This window comes from Plantactinospora endophytica (genome assembly GCF_016862915.1).
GTDB lineage: Bacteria > Actinomycetota > Actinomycetes > Mycobacteriales > Micromonosporaceae > Plantactinospora > Plantactinospora endophytica.
The window spans coordinates 117761-133715 of record NZ_BONW01000032.1; the positions used below are offsets into that span (position 1 = coordinate 117761).

A 15955-nucleotide genomic window follows, 5' to 3' on the forward strand; every position below is an offset into this window, starting at 1 on the left:
CGTGACCGGGCTCCCGTCGACGGCTTGCTCGACGGGGACCGCCCGGCGGGACCGGCCGACGACGCCGGAGCAGGGTCAGAGCAGGCCGAAGCCGAGCAGCAGGGTGCCGGCGGTCAGGCTGAGCCCACCGACTCCGACCAGCCAGATCAGCTTGTTGGGCCGGGTGTCCGAGGGGCGTACGACGGAGAGGAAGAAGCCGAGCGGCATCAGGATCGGCGGCGCCACCAGCAGGACACGAACCAGCGTCAGCAGCCCGTCGCCGTAGTCGGCCCGGTCCAGGTAGAGGAGCGCGACGAGCGCGAACAGCACGAGTACGCCGGCATGGGCGTGCCCGGCGGTCCAGAGCGCCCGCCGGACGGGGTTGTCCAGATAGCCGGGTATCCGCCGGACCAGCTGCATGAGCAGGGACAACCCGCCGAACGCGATGGTCGAGACGGTGATCAGCAGGATGGCGGCGGTGGTCTGGGTGGCGGACGACATCACGGGTCTCCCGAGGGGGAAAGAGGCTCAACTTGTCAGCGTCAAGATTGCCTCACGTAAACGCATCTTGTCAACAGCAAGACTCGCCCCCGCCAGGGTTCTGACCGGCCGGGGAGATTTCTTCGAAGAAAATCCCGCCGACCTGTCGGATCCGCCGTCGGCCGTTCGAGGCATGGGTGACGGCCGGTCCGGGCGACGAACCGGAGCGGCGCAACCCGACGGAGGACGACGATGGACCAGAGCGACACCCTTTCCGAGCCGACGACGACAACGGGCACGACGGCACCGGGGACGACGGCACCGGGGACGACGGCACCGGGCCGACCGGCCCGACCCGCGTGCGACCCGGCGACCAGCGTCACCAAGACCCTGTTGGCGTACGGCGTGCTAGCCGGGCCGAGTTACCTGCTGGTGTCGCTGGCCCAGGCGCTGACCCGGGACGGATTCGACCTGACCCGGCACGCCTGGAGCCTGCTGGCCAACGGCGCCCTCGGCTGGATCCAGATCACCAATCTGGTACTGACCGGCGTGATGACCGGCGCACTCGCGGTCGGGCTGCACCGTGCCCTCCGCACAGGCACCGGAGCACGGTGGGCGCCCCGACTGATCGGCGCGTACGGGCTCAGCCTGGTCGCCGCCGGTGTGTTCCGGGCCGACCCGGCCCTCGGCTTCCCGATCGGCACCCCGGAGACCGGCACGGCGGTAACGTGGCACGGCACCCTGCACTTCGCGGCCGGTGGTATCGGCTTCGCCTGCCTGGTCGCGGCCTGCCTGGTCCTCGGTCGCCGGTTCGCGGCCGAGGGGCGGCGGAACTGGGCGATCGCCTCCCGGCTGACCGGGATCCTGTTCCTCGGCGGTTTCCTGGCGATGGCCGGCGGTGCCGGCGCGGCCTGGAGCAATCTCACCTTCACCGCCGCGATCGTGCTGTCCTGGGCCTGGACGTCGGCCGTGGCCCTGCACCTCTACCGCCGGGCCACCCCCGCCACCGACAACTGACCAACCCCGCCACCGGTCGCCCGATCACCAGTCGACGACCACCAAGCAACGAATACCGATCACCGAGCATTGACCACCGATCACTGAGCATTGATCACCACGAGGAGAAGAGCACGATGCGTTACCTGGCACTGTTGCGGGCCACCCGGGTTACCACCCCGCCGCCGCCCGGCCTGATGGAGGCGATCATGCAGCTCGGCGAGGAGGCGACCGCGGCCGGCGCCCTGCTCGACCAGGGCGGGCTGGCACCGAGTACGGACGGCGTACGGATGCAGGTGTCGGCGGGCAGCCTCAGCGTCACCGACGGCCCGTTCGCCGAGGCGAAGGAGACGATCAGCTACGCCCTGTACGAGGTGCGCTCGAAGGAGGAGGCGGTCGAGTGGACCTCGCGGTTCATGAAACTGCACCGTGACCTCTGGCCGGGCTGGGAGGGCGAGAGTGACGTGCTCCGGGTGTTCGGCCCGGAGGACTTCGCACCACCAGCCTGAGCGCGCCGCCTGCCTGAGCGCAGCGCTGGTCTGAGCGGGTCGCCGGAGCTGTCCGGGGCGGCCGTACCCGGGGACGGGGCGGTCGCCCGGACGGGTCCGTCCCGAGGTGGTGGGATCGGGAGTCTGGTTGGATCGGGAGTCATGGTGGCCGGCGATCCGCAGGGGACCACCCGCCAGGCGGTCGAGGCGGTCTGGCGGATCGAGTCCGCCCGGATCATCGCCGGGCTCGCCCGGCTCGTCCAGGACGTCGGCCTCGCCGAGGAACTCGCCCAGGACGCGCTGGTCGTCGCGTTGGAGCAGTGGCCCCGGACGGGCGTACCGGCCAACCCGGGCGGGTGGCTGACGTCGACCGCCAAGCACCGGGCAATCGACCTGCTCCGGCGCCGGACGGCGTACCAGCGGAAGTTGCAGGAGTTGGGGCGGGAGGTGCAGGGGCGGCCGGACCCGACCGAGGACGAGCTGGCCGCCGCGCTGGACCCCGACCGGATCGACGACGACCTGCTTCGGCTGATCTTCACCGCCTGCCATCCGGTACTGCCCACCGAGGGTCGGGTGGCGTTGACACTGAGACTGCTCGGTGGACTGCGTACCGACGAGATCGCCCGAGCGTTCCTGGTGCCGGAGAGTACGGTCGGACAGCGGATCACCCGGGCGAAACGTACGCTCGCCGCGAAACGCGTACCGTTCGAGCTGCCGCCCCGGGCCGAGCTGGCCGACCGGCTCGCCTCCGTACTGGAAGTGGTCTACCTCGTCTTCAACGAGGGCTACTCGGCGACGGCGGGCGAGGACTGGATGCGGCCGACGCTCTGCGCGGAGGCGCTCCGGCTCGGCCGGATCCTGGCCGGGCTGATGCCGGAGCAGGCCGAGGTGCACGGGCTGGTGGCGCTGATGGAGATCCAGGCGTCCCGGACCTGGGCCCGGACCGGCCCGGCCGGCGAACCGATTCTGCTGCCCGACCAGGACCGCCGGTTGTGGGACCGGCTGCTGATCCGGCGCGGCCTGGCGGCGCTGGACCGGGCCGAGTCGCTCGGCGTCGGCCCGTACACGTTGCAGGCCGCGATCGCCGTCTGCCATGCGAGGGCCCGGACCGCCGCCGACACCGACTGGGTACGCATCGCCGCGCTCTACCGGGTGCTGGTGCACGTCTCGCCGTCGCCGGTCGTCGAGCTGAACCGGGCGGTCGCGGTCGGGTACGCCACCGGCCCGGCCGACGGTCTGGCCATCGCCGACGCGCTGCTGCCCGAGCCCACCCTGGCGGGTTATGCCCTGCTACCGGCGGTCCGGGGCGACCTGCTGACCCGGCTCGGCCGGCACGACGAGGCGCGGCGGGAGTTCACCCGCGCCGCCGAACTGACCCGCAACGCCCGGGAGCGAACCCTCTTCCTCAACCGCGCCGCCAAAGCCGCCGACTCAGCCGAAGCCACCGACTCAGCCGACGCAGCCGGCCGACAGCCGAGCTGACGGCCTGCGGAGTCAGCGGGCTGCGATGGTGTGGGTGAAGGTGCGCCAGGCGTCCGGGGTGAAGGTCAGCGCGGGGCCGGACGGGTCCTTGCTGTCCCGGACCCCTACGACACCGGGCACGTTGTCGGCGACCTCGACGCAGTTGCCCTGGTTGTTGCTGCGGCTGCTCTTACGCCACCGGGCGCCGATCAGGTCACTCATCGTAACTCTCCTTGATCACCGTTGCTATCAGGTCGTCCGACTCGTCCGCGCCGAGTGCCCGCGCACTCAGCATGTCCCATCGATCAGCGTACGTGGCCACTTCGGCGGGCCTGTCAAGGTAGAGCGCGCCGGTCAACTCCTCGATGTAGACCGTCGGCGGGTCGACCTGTCGACGGCCGAGCGGCGGGAAGTCCAGGATCACGAAGCTGCCTGCGACGGATGCCAGCGCGCCCGCGTCCGACGGCAGGATCCGCACCCGGACTCCGGTCGATCGGGCGTTGTTCACCAGATACGCGAGCTGCGCCCGCATTGCTTCCTGGTCGGGAACCTGCCGGTACAGCACCGCCTGATCAAGGATGACTTCTAACGTCGGCGCCTTCGGCCTGCTCCGGACAAGCAGCCGCTGCCGCTCCATCCGCAGCGCGACAGCCTGCGCCACCTCCTCCTCTGTGATTCCCGGCTTGGTCCGGAAGATCGCCGCCGCGTAGTCGGAGGTCTGGAGCAGACCGGGAATCAGCGCCAACTCGAAATGGCGCAGCCGGGAGGCGGCGGCCTCCAGGCCGACGTACAGCTCGAACCAGGCGGGGATGACGTCGCCGTACGCGTGCCACCAGCCCTTGGACTTCGACTCCACCGAGAGCGCCACCAGCGCCCCGGTCAGCTCGGTCGTCGCCCCGTACACAGTGCACATCGCGAGTACGTCGTGCTTGCGCATCAGGGTCTGGCCGCCCTCGATGCGATACATTTTCGCCCTTGACCACTCCAACTCCTGGGCTGCCGCCTCCAAGGTCACCCCGGCCTCCTCGCGAGCCTGGCGCAGGTGGCGACCGAGCTGCCTACGTGGCACGGACGATCCGGATTCGACCATTGTCAGCTCCTGTCTCAGAATGACGCACTCGACAGCATCCAGATGAGACATCGACACCATCGCTCGCGCTATATGGCCAACCAATTCACTGCGGTCTCACCCTAATTCGTTGCGCCGACAATTCGCACCGGGCAAAGCTGCTGGTGGCGAGGCGGTTAGCGGTACTCCACATTCGCCGGCCGCCAGGCCCCACAAGATCCGGTGTCGGAGCTGACGCGAACGATCGGCTCAGCTCCGGCGCCGGCCGATCAAAGGGGAAAGGCATGAGACTGCGTCGGCAGGTACCCCGTCCATCGCACCGCCGGGACTGGCGCCGGCTGTGGCGGTACTGCCGCTGCGGCTGGCGCTGGCGCTGCCCGGACTCGGTGGAGCTGGTGCCGCTGCCGTACCCGCCACCATCACCGCAACCACCGCGCAGGGTGAGGGCCGCGAACAGTCGATTTCCGTCCTGGATCTCGGCGGCCGGCTCGCCCGGCGTCAACCGCACTGGCGCGTCCAAGCCGGCCCGGAGTAGCCAGGCGGACCGGACGGAGCAGACCGGGCGGCCCGGCCGTGTGCTGCCGTGACGCCGCTCGACGACGTGGGCCGGCCCGGCTCCCGGTCAGCGTCGGCCGACAGTCCAACCGGACCATGGACGCGACCGCTCTTCGCCCGCTTCCGCGCGCACACCCCGATGCGTCCGCTGTTCCGCTGCCGGGCGTGCGGCGCCAGGTGGCCGTGTCAGCCGGCCCGACTTGCCCTGCTGCTGATCTACCGGGGCGACCGGCAGGGGCTGCGCCTGCACCTCGCGGGCAAACTGCTGAACGCGCTGGCCGACCAACCGCGCACCGACGCCGTCACGCTGGCCGTACGGTTCCTCGGCTGGCTGCCCGGGTCGCCCGGTGCGGGCGCCGACGCTACTGGGCGGCAGCCGCCTCGGTCGGCAGGGTGAGCTGCCAGGAGACCCAGGAGACGCCGAAGCGGTCAGGTGAGGATCAGTCGAGGCCGCCGTACGAGTGCAGGCCCTCGAAGAAGATGTTCACGCCGTACAGGTTCATCTGCATGGTCAGGAAACCGAGTACGGCGATCCAGGTCGCCACCGGGCGCTTCACGCTCGGCGTCGCCCGTGCGTGCAGGTAGCCGGCGTAGACCACCCAGGAGATGAAGGCCCAGATCTCCTTCGGGTCCCAGCCCCAGTAGCGCCCCCAGGCCGCCTCGGCCCAGACCGCGCCGGCCATCACCGCGAAGGTGAAGAGCGGGAAGGCGAACGCGTGCAGCCGGAAGGTCAGCCGCTCCAACGTGTCGGCGGCCGGCACCCGGGCACCCAGGCTGTACGGGAAGCTCCGTTTGCCCTGGTCGTAGCCGTGCCGGAGCAGGTACATCACCGCCGGCACCGCGCCGAGCAGCAGGATGCCGGAGGAGACGGCGATCGTCGCCACGTGCACGACGAACCAGTAGGAGTCCAGGGCCGGCACCAGCGGCACGATCGGCACGTAGAGCACCAGCCCGGCGACGGCCAGCAGCAGCACCATGGCGAGCGCGACGAAGAGCCCGAGGTGCCGCAGCGTCGGGCGCCGGTAGAGCAGCACCAGCCAGCCGACCACGCCGACGAAGGTGACCGAGAGCAGGTACTCGTACATGTTGCCCCACGGCATGCGCTCGGCGGCGATGCCACGGGTGATCAGCACGGCGAGGTGGACCACGGCGCCGAGCACGGTGAACGCGACGGCGGCCCGGCCCGCCAGCACCGCCCGGGGCGACCGCGACCCCCCGGCCGGGGTCGGCACGTCGACGCCGGGAAGCTTGGTCCCGACGACCGGAGCGGAGCCGCCGGCCGCGCCGACACCGGCGCCGACCAGCACCCGCTCGCGCTCCGGCCGCGCCGCCGCCCGGCCGATGACACTGCGGGTGCCGAAGGCGTACTCGACGGCGTGGCAGATCATCGCCAGCAGGTAGCCCAGGATCGCGACCACAAGTAGTTGGTCGGACAGCGCTGCCATCAGTCGGTCCCCTCTTCCGTCGCACCGCCGGACCGCGCCCGCCCGGGGTGCGTCCCGTCGTCCCGTGCCCCGTCCTCCGGTGCACCATCCTCTGGTGCCCCGTCGTCCCGTGCCCCGTCGGGTCTTCCCCCCTCGGGTCGGGTCGCGGCGACGAGCCGGTCGAACTCGTCGGCGAACCCCGCGTACTCGGTACGCGGCAGGCCACCGACCTCCACCAAACTACTACGACTTGTCGTGGTCGCACCGGCCGGTGCCGGCGAAAGCGGGTCAGCGGGCGAAACTCCGTCAGGCGGTACGGGAGAAATCCGGAACCAGACCCGGCGACGCCGGCCGAACAGCGACGGCATCAGCCCCACCAGCAGCAGCACCGAGCTGATCAGCACGATCCGCTCGCCGGGGTCGTACCGGACCGAGATGGTGATGTACTTCCGGGTGCCGAGGAACTCCACCGACGTGCCGTCGTCGAGGGTCCACTTCTCGCCCGGCCGCAACAGCTTGCCCTCGCCGATCTGCTTCAGCCTGCCGCTGCTCACCTGCCGCTGGTCGAGCCGGTAGACCGAACCCGGAACCCCGGCGTCCAGCCCCAGATTGCCCCGGTACGCAAAGAGCATCACCCCCGGCGACCGCTCCGCCGGGTACGTCGACCGGACGAACGGCGGCGAGTCCGGCGTGGTCGGGAAGTAGAGCCCCTCGAAGGCGACCTGGAGGTCGGGGTTGCGCGCCCCGGTCGCCGGATCGAGGTTGACGTCCGGGAAGGCCGCCACACCCTCGCTGGTCAGGTTGCCGTCGATGGTCAGGAACGCGTCGTCGCTCTCCTGCGCCTCGCCGTTGCGGTCGGTGTAGCGCAGGATCGGCGCGTAGCCGTGCCCGAGCAGGTAGACGCTGGCCCCGTCCAGCCGGAGCGGGTCGTTGACCGAGAAGCTCTCCCGGCGCGGCGCCGCACCGTCCTCCTCCACCAGCGTCGTCGCCCGGAACGACTCCGGCTGCCCGGTCGGCAGGAACGCCGCGTGGAAGTCGGTCAGCTCCAGGCAGAACGGCGGCAGGTCGCTGCCGTCCACCTGGTGTCCGAGCTTGGACTCCGCGTACTGCTGGAGGTTGTTGCAGAAGGCGTTGTCCGGGCCGGCGACCAGCAGCCGGTTGCCGTGCCAGCCGTACCAGGAGCCGAGGCCGACACCGAGCAGCACGCCGATCAGCGAGAAGTGGAAGAGCAGGTTGCCGGTCTCCTTGAGGAAACCCTTCTCCGCCGACACCGTGTCGTCCCGGACCACCACCCGCCAGCGCCGTTTGCGCAGCACCGCCGCGATCGCGGCCAGGTCGCCGTCGGAGTCGGTAAGCACGGCGTGCTGCGGCAGCCGGTCCAGCCGCTTCGGCGCGGGCGGCGGCGCGGCCCGCAGCGCGCGTACGTGGTCGCGCAGCCGGGGCACGATGCAGCCGACCAGCGAGGTGAAGAGCAGCACGTAGATCGCCGAGAACCACGGCGAGGCGTACACGTCGAAGCCGCCGATCCGGTCCAGCACCGGGAACAGGTCGGGATGCTCGACGGCGTACCGGTTGACGTTCTCGATGTTGATGTTGCGCTGCGGGAGTACCGAGCCGGGGATCGCGGCCACGGCCAGCAGGAACAGCAGGATCAGCGCGGTACGCATGCTGGTGAGCTGCCGCCACGAGTTGCGCAGCAGGGCCAGCGGCAGCGGGGTACGGCGTACCCGGGACGGCTGACCGACCCCGCCCGGGCCGCCGGCCGCCGGCGGCTCGGCCTCGACGACGCCGGCCGGCGCGGCTTCCGACCCCGTGCCCCGCTCGTCGACCGACATCAGATGCTCACCTCGCCGACCCCGAACGTGGTCTGTAACCAGATCACCAGGTCCTGCCAGCCGCCGGTGACCAGGGCCAACCCGATCACGATCAGCAGCACGCCGCCGACCCGGGTCACCCAACGGCTGTTCCGGCGGACCGCCCGGAACAACCCGAGCAGCCGGGAGAAGCCGAGCCCGAACACCACGAACGGCAGCCCCAGCCCCAGGCAGTACGCGGCGGCCAGCAGCGCGGCCCGGTCGGCCTGACCGCTGGCCGTGCCCATCCCGACCACGGCACCGAGGGTCGGCCCGACGCACGGCACCCAGGAGAGCGCGAAGACCGCACCGAAGACCGGTGCGCCGAGCAGCCCTGCCGCCGGCAGCCGGCGGATCCGGAACTCCCGCTGCATCCCGGGTACCAGCCCGAGGTAGGAGAGCCCCAGCAGCACGATCACGACGCCGATGGCGATCTCCAGCGGTCGCTTCTGCGCGAACAGCGCCTGACCCAACGCGGTGACCAGCACCGCCGTCAGGACGAAGACCACGGTGAAGCCGGCGATGAACAGCAGTGTGCCGGCCAGCACCCGACCCCGCACCGCCCGGGGCGTACGAGCCGGCCGGGTGGCCACCGCCAGCCCGCCACCGGCCGATTCGCCGCCGGGTGCGTCGTCGGCCGGCTCGCCGCCGGGTGCGTCGTCGGCCCGGTCGGTCGCGGCCCGGCGCTGTTCCAGGTCGCTGCCGGCCAGCCCGGTCACGTACGACAGGTAGCCCGGCACCAGCGGCAGCACGCACGGGGACAGGAAGCTCACCAGCCCGGCCAACGCAGCCGCCCCGATCGCCAGCAACACCGGCCCGTTCACCGCCAGCTCGGCGAAACTCTCGCCCATCAGTTCAGCCCGCCCGTCAACCCGGCCCGACCCACCAGCCGCGACCGACCGAGCGACGCCCACCGGCTCACTGGTCCGGCCCGCCCGACGACTTCTCGTCCGCCAGCCGGGAGACGATCGGCTCCAGCCTGTCCCGGGTGACGCCGGCCCGGATCACCACCGCGATCCGGTTCTCCCGGTCGAGCACGATGGTGGCCGGAATGGAGTTCGGCGGAATGTCGAAGGCCAGCGCCAACCGGCTCGGCGGGTCGAAGAGGCTCGGATAACTGACCTTGTACGCCGCCTCGAACGCCTTCGCCTTGTCCCGCCCGTCCTGGATGTTGATCCCGAGGAACCGTACGCCCCGGTCCCTGGTCGCCTGGTAGGTCGCCTCCAGGTCGTCGGCCTCCGCCCGACACGGCGCGCACCAGGAGCCCCAGAAGTTGACCACCACCACCTGCCCGCGCTCCTGGGCCAGGTCGTACGCCCCGCCGGTCAACAGCTCTCCGGCGACCGCCGGAGCCGCCGGCCGGTGCTCCGGCGCGCACTCGACGATGCCGTCCCTCGTCGCGCAGTCGTCCTTCCAGTCGCTTCCGCCGCCGTCGCCGCCCGAGCAGCCGGCCAGAGCCAGCGTCGCGGTGACGGCGAGCAGCACGCCGAGGCCGGCGACCCGCCGAGGGCGGCTCATCTCATGCTCCCTTGGCCGTCCGGGCCGTCGGTGACATGGCGACCAGGTGCGCGGCCGGCTCGGTGTACCCGATCCCGACGATTTTGGCGCCGTCGAAGTGGAACGAGGTGAGGCTGGCCAGCCCGCACTGCCGCTTGCGCGGGTCGTGCCAGAGCCGCTTGTGCTCGACGTACCGGCGCAGGGTCCAGATCGGAAGCTGGTGCGACACGCAGACCGCCTCCCGGCCCTCGGCCGCCACCCGGGCCGCGTGCACGGCCGCGAACATCCGCTCGGCGATCACCGTGTACGCCTCGCCCCAGGACGGCGTCACCGGGTCACGCAGCACCCACCAGTTGCGCGGGTCCCGGAACGAGCCGTCACCCGGCGAGACCCGCTTGCCCTCGAACCAGTTGGCGCTCTCGATCAGCCGCTCGTCGACCCCGACCGGCAGCCCGAACTGCGCGGCGATCGGCTCCGCGGTCTGCTGGGCCCGCTCCAGCGGACTCGCCACCACGTGCGTGACGTTCCGCTCGGCGAGCGCCTGGGCCGCCGCCTTCGCCATCTGCACACCCAGCTCGGAGAGACGGTAACCGGGCAGCCGGCCGTAGAGGATCTTCTCCGGGTTGTACACCTCACCGTGCCGGAGCACGTGCACGACCGTTGTGCTGCCCACCTTTTCTACCCCCCGTGACCGGCCGCCGCCGCAGCCTCCGCCGCGACCGGCAACGCCACCGCGACCTGCTCCAGCGCGGCGTCGTCCAGCGCCGTCGACACGAACCACGATTCGAAGGAGCTGGGCGGCAGGTAGACCCCGCCGGCCAGCATCGCGTGGAAGAACGCCCGGAACGCCGCCACGTCCTGGGTACGCGCGGTGTCGTAGTCGTAGACGTCCGCGTCGGTGAAGAAGATCGAGAACATGTTCCCGGCGTACGACAGCCGGTGCGGCACCCCGGCGACGGCCAGCGCGTCGGCGGCCAGCTTGCCCACGGTGGCGGCCGTTTCGTCCAGCCGCCGGTACGTCGCCGCGTCGGCCAGCCGCAGCGAGGCCAGCCCGGCCGCGGTGGCCAGCGGGTTACCGGAGAGCGTGCCGGCCTGGTAGACCGGGCCGGCCGGAGCCAGTCGCCCCATCACCTCGGCCCGCCCGCCGAACGCCGCCGCAGGCAGCCCGCCGCCCATCACCTTGCCGAAGGTGTAGAGGTCGGCGTCGACCGGATCGAGCCCGGCCCAGCCACCCGCCGAGACCCGGAACCCGGTCATCACCTCGTCGACGATCAGCAGCGCGCCGTGCGCGTGGGCGATCCGGGCCAGCGCCTGGTTGAACCCGTCCCGGGGCGCCACCACGCCCATGTTCCCCGGCGCCGCCTCGGTGATCACCGCCGCGATCTCCGACCCCTGGGCCGCGAAGACCGCCTCCACCGCCGCCACGTCGTTGTACGGCAGCACCACCGTCTCGCTCGCCGCCGCGCCCGTCACGCCCGGCGAGTCCGGCAGGCCGAGGGTGGCGACCCCGGACCCCGCCGAGGCGAGCAGTGCGTCGACGTGCCCGTGGTAGCAGCCGGCGAACTTGACGATCCTGCCCCGCCCGGTGAAGCCCCGGGCCAGCCGGATCGCCGACATGGTCGCCTCGGTCCCCGAGTTGACCAGTCTGACCTGTTCGACCGGAGTGCGGGAAACGATCTCGGCCGCCAACTCGACCTCTGCCTCGGTCGGGGCGCCGAAACTGGTCCCGTGGGCAGCGGCAGCCTGCACCGCAGCCACCACCTCCGGATGGGCGTGCCCGTGGATCAGCGGCCCCCACGAGCAGACCAGGTCGACGTAGCGCCGCCCGTCCGCGTCGAAGAGCCACGCTCCCTCGCCCCGGGTCATGAACCGGGGCGTGCCGCCAACCGCCAGGAAGGCGCGCACGGGTGAATTCACCCCGCCCGGCACGAGGGTGCGGGCGCGGTCGAACAGGGCCTGGGAGGCCGGTGCCGCAGCCGGATAGCGACCGGGGCCGGCGGGGTACGTCTCACTCACGGTGCCGCCATTCTGTCAGCGCTACCTGTACGCCCGGCACCCACCCCTCGGGCCGTCGCCCACGTCACCCCCGGCAACCCCGAACCCGCTCCCGACCCCACCCCGCACCGGCGGGGCGGATGGTCATCAACAGGCCGGTTCGGTCAGGTCGCGATAGGCTGATCGGGTGAACCGGGCGGACCTGACCATCGGCGTGCAGCGCGGCACCGACGAGGTGACACTCATCCTCGCCGGCGAGATCGACATGCTCACCGCCGCCAGGCTCTCCAGCGTCGTCAACGAGATACTCGCCGACGCGCCGTCCCGAATCGTGCTGGATCTGACCGACGTCACGTTCTGCGACTCGCAGGGCCTCGGCACTCTGGTCGTACTCAGCCGCAAGGCCAGCCACGCGCAGAGCCTGCTGATCCTGACCAACGTCGGCGACTTCCTGCTCCGCGTGTTGGACATCACCGGCCTGCGCTCCGCCCTGATGATCCGCAACGAACAAGCCACCGGCTAACCCGACCAGGCAGCCACACAAGCTGGCACGAACGCACCCCGCCCCACCACGTCAGGGGTTGGGGGCCGGATCGCCCGCGTCGGGATCAAGCCTGACCGCCCAGAGCGGGCGATCCGGCCCCCAACCCCACCCACGACGGCCCGCAAGCCAACCCCTCAAGGCCGCACCCAAAGGCCGCCCACGCGCCCGGCAGCCTCACAAGAACCCCCGACGCGTGACGAGATCAGGAACCACCGCAGGGTCAGGCCACCGCAGGGTCAGGCCACCGCCCCCCAGCGCGCCTGCTCCAACACCTCGACCGCCCGATCCCGCCCCTCCGGATCGTCCGACCGCAGCAGCGCGACCGCGTCGTCCACCGCCTCGGTCATGGTCCGCCACTGGTTGTCCCGCTCGCGGACCAGCTCGGACTGTGCGGCGAGTTGCCGGGTCTTCACCCACAGCTCGACAAAAACGGACACCTTCGCCCGCAGCACCCACGGATCGAACGGCTTCGTCAGGTAGTCCACCGCCCCCACCGCGTACCCGCGCAACGCGAGCTGGGCGTCCCGGTCGGCGGCGGTCAGGAAGATGATCGGCACGTGCCGGGTACGCTCCCGCCGCTTGATGTGGCTGGCGGTCTCGAAGCCGTCCATGTCCGGCATCTGGGCGTCGAGCAGGATGACCGCGAAGTCCTCCACCAGGAGCTGCTTCAGTGCGGCCTCGCCGCTCTCCACCGCGACCGACTGGACCGGCAGCCCCTGGAGGATCGCTTCGAGCGCCATCAGGTTCTCCCGCCGGTCGTCGACCAGCAGTGCCTTGGCCAGCTCACTCACCGAATCGTCCCCCCGTCGCGGACCGTCCCACCGCTGCTGGTCGTCGCGTCGCCGCCGATCGTCCCCGTGTCGATCACGGTCACCCCTCGACCTCCCGTCCGTCCCCGTTGACCCAGGAGGCCATCAGCTCGATCAACTCGTCCAGGTCCACCGGCTTGGTGATGTAGTCGCTCGCCCCGGCACCCAGCGCCGACTCCCGGTCCCCCGGCATCGCCTTGGCGGTCAGGAACACCACCGGCAGGTCGGTGAACCGGTGGTTGCGGCGGATCGCCCGGGTGGTCTCGTAGCCGTCCTGGTCGGGCATCATCGCGTCCATCAGCACGATGTCCACCTCCGGATGCTCGGCGAGCAGGCGTACCCCGTCCACCCCGTTGTCCGAGTAGAGCACGGTCATGCCATGCAGCTCCAACGCGCTGGTCAGGGCGAAGACGTTGCGTACGTCGTCGTCGATGATCAGCACGGTGGCGCCGTCGAGCTGCCGGGCCGCCGGGGTGATCGGCCGGTCCGGCTCGGTCGCGCCGCGCAGCATGCTGGGCAGCCCGCCCCGGGGCGCCTGCATCGGCGGTACCGGGACCGGGGCCACCACCGCGTCCGGGGCCAGCACGTCGGGTACGAAGAGGGTGAAGGTCGAGCCCTGTCCGGGTGCCGACGAGACCGTGATGGTGCCGCCGATCAGTCGGGCCAGGTCGCGGCTGATCGACAGCCCGAGCCCGGTCCCGCCGTACCGCCGGCTGGTGGTGCCGTCGGCCTGCTGGAACGCCTCGAAGATCAGCCCGAGTTTGTCGTCCGAGATGCCGATGCCGGTGTCGATGACGGTGAACGCCACCACCTGGTTCGCCGTCGCCAACGCCGGTACGTCGAAGAACGCCCCCTCCGGCGCCGGCCCGATCCGCAGCGTCACTGCACCGTTGTCGGTGAACTTGACCGCGTTGGAGAGCAGGTTCCGCAGGATCTGCTGGAGCCGCTGGGCGTCGGTGACCAGGGTCGGCGACAGGTCCTTGGAGATGCGTACCTGGAAGTCCAGGCCCTGCTCCTCGGCCTGTGGCGCGAACGCCTGCTCGACGTAGCCGCGGATCTCGGAGAACCGCACCTCGGTCGGCTCGACGTCCATCCGGCCCGCCTCGATCTTCGACAGGTCGAGGATGTCGTCGATCAGGGACAGCAGGTCGGAGCCGGCACTGTGGATGGTGCGGGCGAACTCGATCTGCTTCTCGGTCAGGTTGCTCTCGGAGTTGTCCGCCAGCAGCCGGGCCAGCAGCAGCAGCGAGTTGAGCGGCGTACGCAGCTCGTGGCTCATGTTGGCCAGGAACTCCGACTTGTACGCCGACGCCCGGGCCAACTGCTGCGCCTTGTCCTCCAGACCGATCCGGGCCAGTTCGATCTCCCGGTTCTTGGTCTCGATGTTGCCCTTCTGCTCGGAGAGGAGCTGCGCCTTGTCCTCCAGCTCCGCGTTGGTCCGCTGCAACTCGGCGGACTGTTCCTGGAGTTCGTGGGCGAGCCGCTGCGACTGGGAGAGCAGTTCCTCGGTACGCCGGTTGGCCTGGATGGTGTTGACCGCGATGCCGATGGTCAGCACCAGCCGCTCCAGGAAGGCCAGGTGCAGGTCGGAGAAGGGCGAGACGCTGGCGAACTCGATGACGCCGAGCAGTTCGCCTTCGAAGAGCACCGGCAGCACCACCAGGTCGGCCGGCGGGGTGGCGGCGAGTCCGGAGCGGACCGTCAGGCTGCCGTTCGGTGGTGCGCCGACCCGGATCGTCCGGCGGGACAGGGCGGCCTGCCCGACCAGTCCCTCGCCGGGGCCGAACGTGACGTCGTGGTGCCGGGCCACGTAGCCGTACGACGCGGTGAGCCGCAGCCGCATCACCGCCTCGTCGGTGTCGGCCAGGAAGAACGCGCCGAGCTGCGCGTCGACCAGCGGGGTCACCTCGGTCATGATCATGCGGCAGACCTCGCCGAGGTCCCGCTGCCCCTGGAGCAGGCCACCGATCCGGGCCAGGTTGGAGTCGAGCCAGCCCTGTTCGGCGTTCTTCTTGGTGGTCTCCCGGAGCGTGACGATCATCTGGTTGATGTTGTCCTTCAGCTCGGCGACCTCGCCCTGCGCCTGCACGGTGATCCGCTGGGTCAGATCGCCGGTGGTCACCGCCGTGGAGACCTGGGCGATGGCCCGGAGCTGGGTGGTCAGCGTGGAGGCGAGCTGGTTGACGTTCTCGGTGATGTCCCGCCAGGTACCGGAGACGCCCTTGACCTGCGCCTGACCGCCGAGCTTGCCCTCGACGCCGACCTCCCGGCCGACCCGGGTCAGTTCCTGGGCGAACGAGGAGAGCTGGTCGACCATCGTGTTGACGGTGTCCTTCAACTCCAGGATCTCGCCCTGCGCGTCCACGGTGATCTTCTGCGACAGGTCGCCCCGGGCCACCGCGGTGGTGACCGAGGCGATGTTCCGGACCTGCGAGGTCAGGTTGGAGCCCATCGAGTTCACGTTGTCGGTCAGATCCCGCCAGGTGCCGGAAACCCCCTTCACCTGGGCCTGACCGCCGAGCTTGCCCTCGGTGCCGACCTCCCGGGCCACCCGGGTCACCTCGTCGGCGAACGACGAGAGCTGGTCCACCATCGTGTTGACGGTGTCCTTGAGCTCCAGGATCTCGCCCTGCGCGTCCACGGTGATCTTCTGGCTCAGGTCGCCCCGAGCGACGGCGGTCGAGACCTGGGCGATGTTCCGGACCTGGGCGGTCAGGTTCGACGCCATCGAGTTCACGTTGTCGGTCAGGTCGCGCCAGGTGCCGGCGACGCCGCGTACCTGGGCCTGGCCGCCGAGCTTTCCTT

General features: G+C 70.9%; 17 protein-coding genes. 6 read left to right on the forward strand and 11 right to left on the reverse strand.

The features are described 5' to 3' along the window. Positions 1–75 precede the first annotated feature (75 nt). The gene (locus Pen02_RS29720; RefSeq protein ID WP_203869443.1) at positions 76–480 is read right to left on the reverse strand and encodes a hypothetical protein; all 405 of its coding nucleotides are present in this window, start codon (positions 478–480) and stop codon (positions 76–78) included. A 231-nt stretch (positions 481–711) separates the two neighbouring features. On the opposite strand from Pen02_RS29720, the gene Pen02_RS29725 reads away from it, so the two are divergent. The 3 genes from Pen02_RS29725 to Pen02_RS29735 all read left to right on the forward strand — a co-directional run bounded on the left by Pen02_RS29725 (position 712) and on the right by Pen02_RS29735 (position 3425). Further along, a complete protein-coding gene (locus tag Pen02_RS29725; RefSeq protein WP_203869444.1) occupies positions 712–1476 on the forward strand; it encodes a DUF998 domain-containing protein in 765 nt (254 codons plus the stop codon). Between the two features lie 116 nt (positions 1477–1592). Next, positions 1593–1964, forward strand: a complete 372-nt coding sequence (locus tag Pen02_RS29730; protein WP_203869445.1) for a YciI family protein — start codon at positions 1593–1595, stop codon at positions 1962–1964. 141 nt (positions 1965–2105) lie between these two features. Then, positions 2106–3425: an RNA polymerase sigma factor gene (locus Pen02_RS29735; RefSeq protein WP_203869446.1), complete on the forward strand. Its 1320-nt coding sequence runs from the start codon at positions 2106–2108 to the stop codon at positions 3423–3425. Positions 3426–3437: 12 nt separating this feature from the next. Here the strand turns inward: Pen02_RS29735 and Pen02_RS29740 are convergent, their stop codons facing one another. Further along, the gene (locus Pen02_RS29740; RefSeq protein ID WP_203869447.1) at positions 3438–3626 is read right to left on the reverse strand and encodes a DUF397 domain-containing protein; all 189 of its coding nucleotides are present in this window, start codon (positions 3624–3626) and stop codon (positions 3438–3440) included. Further along, positions 3619–4494, reverse strand: coding sequence for a helix-turn-helix domain-containing protein (locus Pen02_RS29745; RefSeq protein WP_203869448.1), 876 nt, complete (start codon positions 4492–4494; stop codon positions 3619–3621). Before Pen02_RS29745 ends, Pen02_RS29740 begins: the two co-directional genes overlap by 8 nt. A gap of 319 nt (positions 4495–4813) precedes the next feature. Here Pen02_RS29745 and Pen02_RS29750 point away from each other — a divergent pair, with 319 nt between their 5' ends. Beyond that, positions 4814–5008: a hypothetical protein gene (locus Pen02_RS29750; RefSeq protein WP_203869449.1), complete on the forward strand. Its 195-nt coding sequence runs from the start codon at positions 4814–4816 to the stop codon at positions 5006–5008. A gap of 159 nt (positions 5009–5167) precedes the next feature. Beyond that, entirely contained in the window at positions 5168–5425 is a 258-nt protein-coding gene (locus Pen02_RS43085; RefSeq protein WP_239141507.1) for a flavin reductase, read from the forward strand. A 43-nt stretch (positions 5426–5468) separates the two neighbouring features. Here the strand turns inward: Pen02_RS43085 and ccsB are convergent, their stop codons facing one another. From ccsB to hemL, 6 genes are all read right to left on the reverse strand, one after another. Continuing rightward, positions 5469–6473 (reverse strand): c-type cytochrome biogenesis protein CcsB, encoded by a 1005-nt coding sequence (gene ccsB / locus Pen02_RS29760; RefSeq protein ID WP_203869450.1) that lies wholly within the window; start codon positions 6471–6473, stop codon positions 5469–5471. Continuing rightward, positions 6473–8119, reverse strand: a complete 1647-nt coding sequence (locus tag Pen02_RS29765; protein WP_239141516.1) for a cytochrome c biogenesis protein ResB — start codon at positions 8117–8119, stop codon at positions 6473–6475. Before Pen02_RS29765 ends, ccsB begins: the two co-directional genes overlap by 1 nt. Before the next feature lie 167 nt (positions 8120–8286). Continuing rightward, positions 8287–9156 (reverse strand): cytochrome c biogenesis CcdA family protein, encoded by an 870-nt coding sequence (locus tag Pen02_RS29770; protein WP_203869452.1) that lies wholly within the window; start codon positions 9154–9156, stop codon positions 8287–8289. Between the two features lie 67 nt (positions 9157–9223). After that, complete coding sequence (locus Pen02_RS29775) at positions 9224–9823, reverse strand: TlpA family protein disulfide reductase (protein ID WP_203869453.1); 600 nt, start codon at positions 9821–9823, stop codon at positions 9224–9226. A gap of 1 nt (position 9824) precedes the next feature. Beyond that, positions 9825–10475 carry a histidine phosphatase family protein gene (locus tag Pen02_RS29780; protein ID WP_203869454.1) on the reverse strand — a complete coding sequence of 217 codons (651 nt, stop codon included), beginning with the start codon at positions 10473–10475 and terminating at the stop codon, positions 9825–9827. 5 nt (positions 10476–10480) lie between these two features. Beyond that, positions 10481–11818: a glutamate-1-semialdehyde 2,1-aminomutase gene (gene hemL, locus Pen02_RS29785; RefSeq protein ID WP_203869455.1), complete on the reverse strand. Its 1338-nt coding sequence runs from the start codon at positions 11816–11818 to the stop codon at positions 10481–10483. A gap of 166 nt (positions 11819–11984) precedes the next feature. Here hemL and Pen02_RS29790 point away from each other — a divergent pair, with 166 nt between their 5' ends. Further along, complete coding sequence (locus Pen02_RS29790) at positions 11985–12320, forward strand: STAS domain-containing protein (RefSeq protein WP_203869456.1); 336 nt, start codon at positions 11985–11987, stop codon at positions 12318–12320. Between the two features lie 257 nt (positions 12321–12577). Here the strand turns inward: Pen02_RS29790 and Pen02_RS29795 are convergent, their stop codons facing one another. Together Pen02_RS29795 and Pen02_RS29800 are read right to left on the reverse strand one after the other, a co-directional pair. Beyond that, entirely contained in the window at positions 12578–13132 is a 555-nt protein-coding gene (locus Pen02_RS29795) for a response regulator (protein WP_203869457.1), read from the reverse strand. 79 nt (positions 13133–13211) lie between these two features. Next, on the reverse strand, positions 13212–15955 hold a 2744-nt coding region (locus Pen02_RS29800; RefSeq protein WP_203869458.1), incomplete at its 5' end, for a HAMP domain-containing protein.

Excerpts from the sequence above, each read along its gene's own strand:
- Pen02_RS29720 (WP_203869443.1), bottom strand. The coding sequence starts at position 480 with ATGTCGTCCGCCACCCAGACCACCGCCGCCATCCTGCTGATCACCGTC.
- Pen02_RS29725 (WP_203869444.1), top strand. The coding sequence starts at position 712 with ATGGACCAGAGCGACACCCTTTCCGAGCCGACGACGACAACGGGCACG.
- Pen02_RS29730 (WP_203869445.1), top strand. The coding sequence starts at position 1,593 with ATGCGTTACCTGGCACTGTTGCGGGCCACCCGGGTTACCACCCCGCCG.
- Pen02_RS29735 (WP_203869446.1), top strand. The coding sequence starts at position 2,106 with ATGGTGGCCGGCGATCCGCAGGGGACCACCCGCCAGGCGGTCGAGGCG.
- Pen02_RS29740 (WP_203869447.1), bottom strand. The coding sequence starts at position 3,626 with ATGAGTGACCTGATCGGCGCCCGGTGGCGTAAGAGCAGCCGCAGCAAC.
- Pen02_RS29745 (WP_203869448.1), bottom strand. The coding sequence starts at position 4,494 with ATGGTCGAATCCGGATCGTCCGTGCCACGTAGGCAGCTCGGTCGCCAC.
- Pen02_RS43085 (WP_239141507.1), top strand. The coding sequence starts at position 5,168 with ATGCGTCCGCTGTTCCGCTGCCGGGCGTGCGGCGCCAGGTGGCCGTGT.
- ccsB (WP_203869450.1), bottom strand. The coding sequence starts at position 6,473 with ATGGCAGCGCTGTCCGACCAACTACTTGTGGTCGCGATCCTGGGCTAC.
- Pen02_RS29765 (WP_239141516.1), bottom strand. The coding sequence starts at position 8,119 with ATGCGTACCGCGCTGATCCTGCTGTTCCTGCTGGCCGTGGCCGCGATC.
- Pen02_RS29770 (WP_203869452.1), bottom strand. The coding sequence starts at position 9,156 with ATGGGCGAGAGTTTCGCCGAGCTGGCGGTGAACGGGCCGGTGTTGCTG.
- Pen02_RS29775 (WP_203869453.1), bottom strand. The coding sequence starts at position 9,823 with ATGAGCCGCCCTCGGCGGGTCGCCGGCCTCGGCGTGCTGCTCGCCGTC.